At 69.3% G+C, this 4,079-nt stretch carries 2 protein-coding genes and 2 pseudogenes; 3 read left to right on the top strand and 1 reads right to left on the bottom strand.

Annotated elements, in window-relative coordinates:
• Window positions 1-197, top strand: a pseudogene (locus tag VD972_RS09860) (glutamate dehydrogenase); the annotation flags it as partial.
• Between the two features lie 6 nt (window positions 198-203).
• Here VD972_RS09860 and VD972_RS09865 read toward each other — a convergent pair.
• Window positions 204-2,429 carry a PAS domain-containing sensor histidine kinase gene (locus VD972_RS09865; RefSeq protein ID WP_324984395.1) on the bottom strand — a complete coding sequence of 742 codons (2,226 nt, stop codon included), beginning with the start codon at window positions 2,427-2,429 and terminating at the stop codon, window positions 204-206.
• 187 nt (window positions 2,430-2,616) lie between these two features.
• Here VD972_RS09865 and VD972_RS09870 point away from each other — a divergent pair, with 187 nt between their 5' ends.
• Window positions 2,617-3,837: a threonine ammonia-lyase gene (locus VD972_RS09870; RefSeq protein ID WP_324984397.1), complete on the top strand. Its 1,221-nt coding sequence runs from the start codon at window positions 2,617-2,619 to the stop codon at window positions 3,835-3,837.
• 52 nt (window positions 3,838-3,889) lie between these two features.
• Window positions 3,890-4,079: pseudogene (locus tag VD972_RS09875) on the top strand (hypothetical protein); the annotation flags it as partial.

Consider the following 4,079-nt stretch of genomic DNA (forward strand, 5'->3'; position numbering starts at 1 on the left):
ACTTCGAGTGGGTGCAGAACCTCCAGAACCTGGCGTGGGAAGAGGATCGGGTAAACGCGGAGCTGGAGCGCACAATCAAGGAGTCCTACGAGCGGGTGACGCAGATCGCGCGCTCGCGCAAGGTGCCGCTGCGCACCGCGGCCTTCATCCTCGCCATCGGCCGGGTGGGCAAGGCCACCGTCCTGCGCGGCATCTGAGCGGGCTCACGCGGCCTCGCTCGGGCCGCGCAGCGGGAGCTGAACGGTGAAGACGGTGCCCTGCTGGAGCACGCTCTCCACGGTGATGCTCCCTCCCATCGCCCTCACGATCTGCCGGGTGATGTAGAGCCCCAGCCCCAGCCCGCCGTAGTGGCGCTCGGACACGGCGCGCTCGAACTTCTCGAAGATGCGTGCCAGGTGCTGCGGCTCGATGCCGATGCCCTCATCCCGCACCGTCAGCCGGGCCTGCTCCCCGTCTCCCTCCACCTCCACGGAGATGGACTTGCCGGGCCCGTACTTGAGGGCATTGGACAGCAGGTTGGTCACCACCTGCTCCAGCCTCAGGCGATCCCATCGCCCGACGAGTGGCTCCGCGGCGCGCACGGTAAGCTTCCCCCCGGCGCGCTCGGCCTCCTGCTCGAACCGCGAGGCCACCTCACGCACCAGGCCCGTGAGCTCCACCTGCTCGAGCACCAGCTTCAGGCGCCCCCCACTGATGCGCGCCACATCGAGCAGGTCACTGATCAAGTCCGACAAGCGCTTCACCTGCCGGCGCATGGCCTCCACGTCGCGCGACAGCCGCTGGGACAGCACCTCTCCCTGCTCCGAGCCCACCATCCGCGCCAGGGACTGGAGCTTGAGGCTGAGCGGCGTGAGCGGCGTCTTCAGCTCGTGGCTGGCGATGGAGAGGAAATCATCGCGCAGCCGCACGGCCTGCTGCGCTGTCCTGAGCAGGCGCACATTCTGGATGACGAGCCCCGCCCGGTCCGCCATCTCCTGGAGGAAGTCCTGATCCTCGTGCGTGTAGGGCCACCCAGGCCGCCCCCGGGAGACCCCCATCGTCCCGATGACGGCCCCCTGGGCGCGGAGCGGAACGACCAGCACGCTGTGCAGGCCATAGCGCGCCGTGAAAGGACGCGCGGGGAGAGCCAGGGACTCGAGGAGCCCCTCCTGGGGAACCCGGGCCACCAGGACTGGCCGGCCCGTCTTCACGACACGCATGGCGCTGCCACCCTCGTTGTCATAGGCGGCATTCAGCGAGTCCTTGAGGAGCTGCCGGGCCTCGGGATCCGGGTGGTACGTGGCCACCACGTTCAGCGCGTGCTTCTCCTCGTCCAGCAGCGTCAGCACACAGCACTCCCCCAGCGCCGCGGAGGCCAGCCGGGCCAGCTCCTCCAGGGCCTCGCTGAAGTCCGTGGAGGCCTGAGCCAGGGCCGTCGAGGTGTCCGCCAAGGCGCGCAGCCGCCCCTGGGCGCGCTTCTCATGCTGGATGTCGTAGACCGCGACGACGCCGCCGGTGATGTGCCCATCGCGGCGGATGGGGGCGCCCCCCACGCGGATCCACTCCCGCGTCCCATCCCCCCGCTGGTAGAGGAAGTCCTCGCCTGGCACCGTCTCGCCCAGGAGCGCCCGTGCCAGGGGCCACTCGCGCCCCTCCACCCGGCGCCCGTCCGGATGGAAGCCCACCCACTCGTCATACTGGTCGACGCTCGCGGAGTGGAGCACAGGGTGGAACAGGATGCGCTCCACCTGCGCGTTGCCCAGGACGATGCGCCCGCTGGGAGCCTCCGCCAGCAGCACCCCAGCTGGGATGTTGTCCAGCACCGCCTTGAGCCGGGCCCGCTCCGCCGCCAGCTCTCCTGTGAGCTGCTGCAGCCGCTCCTTCTCTTCATCCCGGCTCGTCCACTCGGCGGTCCTGTCCCTGTAGGCGATCACCACGTGGCGAATCTCACCGCCCTGCCCCATCAGCGGGAAGCAGGTGCAGGAGATGGCCACGCGCCGAGCTCCTGTCACGTGGACGTGCTCCAGCTCCTTCGGATCGTACCAGACGACGGGAGTCTCGACGGTCTCCCCCTGGAAGGCGCGGCGCAGCAGCGCAGAGAGCCCTTGCCGCTCGGCCACCTCGTCCTGGAAGACGTTGTACGCGGCTGGCGGCTCGCGGCCGAACATCTCGCGGTAGGCGGGGTTGGTAAGAAGGCAGCCCCCCTCCACCCCGAAGAGGCTGTACGGCACCGGCGAGTGGGTGAACATTCCTTCGAGCAGGCCCAGGGGATCCGCCAGCCCCGCCAGCATCTCCCGAAGGGAGTGTGGCGGCTCCAGCCCTGTTTCCCCCCGTGAGGAGCAAGCCTCGGGCGGGCTCGTTGCCTCGGCGGGAGGTGGCAGCGGACTCACGTCAGAGGCCACGGGGCTCTTCGCCTGCTGACCGGTGTCACTGCCGTGGGCCCTGGCCATTCGTTCCTCAACTCGGAATCCGGGGGATGGATGCAACACGTCCCCAGAATGCAGTAACACGAGGCGTTGAGCGCCACCTGAAGCTCCGGCCCCAGACCGGGAGAGCAAGCAGGCGCACCCTGTAGCTTCTACCGTTCCCTCCCCAGCCCCCTTCCGTCCACGCCCCGCATCCGCTAAGGGCCGCGCCATGGTGAACCTCCAGGACATCCTCGCCGCTCGGGAGCGCATCCGTGGTGCCATCCGCCCCACGCCCTGCCCCGCCTCGGACTACTTCACGGAGCGGACCGGCTGTGCGGCTGTCTGGTTCAAGATGGAGAACCTGCAGCGCACGGGGGCCTTCAAGGAGCGCGGCGCGCTCAACAAGCTGCTGACTTTGAGCCCCGAGGAGAAGGCGCGCGGCGTCATCGCGGCCTCCGCCGGCAACCACGCGCAGGGGCTGGCCTACCACGCGCTCAAGCTGGGGGTGAAGGCCACCATCGTCATGCCGGAGCGCACCCCGCTCATCAAGGTGTCGCGCACGCGGGACGAGTACGGTGCTCATGTCATCCTCAAGGGCACCAACTTCGACGAGGCCTACGCGGAGGCCCGGCGCATCCAGCAGGAGCAGAACCTCGTCTTCGTCCACCCGTTCGATGATCCGCACGTCATCGCTGGGCAGGGGACGATCGGGCTGGAGCTGCTGGAGCAGACGCCGTTCGCGGACATGGTGGTGGTGCCCATCGGCGGCGGAGGGCTCATCTCCGGCGTCGCCTGCGCGCTCAAGGAGACCAACCCCCGCATCCAGGTGGTGGGCGTGCAGACGGAGGCCCTGGCCAGCATGAAGGCCTCGCTCACGGCCGGGCACGTGGTGGAGCTGCCCGCGGGCACCACCATCGCGGAGGGCATCGCGGTGCGGCGGGCCGGCGAGATCACCTATTCCATGGTGCGCAAGTACGTGGACGAGGTCGTCACCGTGGACGAGGAGGAGATCGCCAACGCCATCCTCGTGATGCTGGAGCAGGAGAAGAGCGTGGTGGAGGGCGCGGGCGCGGTGGGGGTGGCGGCCCTCATCAATGGCCACCTGCCCAAGGCCAACGGCAAGAAGGTCGTCATCCTGCTGGGCGGCGGCAACATCGACATGAACTTCATCAGCCGCATCATCGAGCGCGGCCTGGTGAAGGCCGGACGCCTGGTGCGGCTGGAGGTGAGCATGCCGGATCGGCCTGGCATGCTCGCGCGGCTGACGGCGCAGATCGCTGAGCAGCGCGCCAACGTGGTGGAGATCCACCACAACCGCGCCTTCTCCAAGAAGGCGGGCCTGGGCGAAGTGATGGTGGAGGTGACGCTGGAGACCACCGGCCGCTCCCACATCCAGGAGCTGATGGACGCCCTGGGCCGCCAGGGCTGGCAGGTGTCCGAGGAGACCTGACGGGGCGGGGGGCCTTCAACCCCACGTGGTGGCTCGGCCATACTGGGGCCCCATGAGCCCCCTCCTCCTCGCCCTCCTCCTCACGGCTGCGCCTTCGCCACAGCAGGCCCAGCAGCTCGCCAAGACCCAGGCGTGGGAGGACCTGTACCTCGCCTACTCCGCCGCGGATCCCAAGGGCTACTCGGACGCGGATCGCAAGGCCATCGCCGGCCCGCTCCTCAAGGGCTGCGAGGCGCTCGTGG

The sequence above is a fragment of the Hyalangium sp. genome (genome assembly GCF_035629615.1).
Classification (GTDB): domain Bacteria; phylum Myxococcota; class Myxococcia; order Myxococcales; family Myxococcaceae; genus Hyalangium.

Coding starts and splice junctions, on each gene's coding strand:
- VD972_RS09865 (WP_324984395.1), bottom strand. CDS start 2,429: ATGGCCAGGGCCCACGGCAGTGACACCGGTCAGCAGGCGAAGAGCCCC.
- VD972_RS09870 (WP_324984397.1), top strand. CDS start 2,617: ATGGTGAACCTCCAGGACATCCTCGCCGCTCGGGAGCGCATCCGTGGT.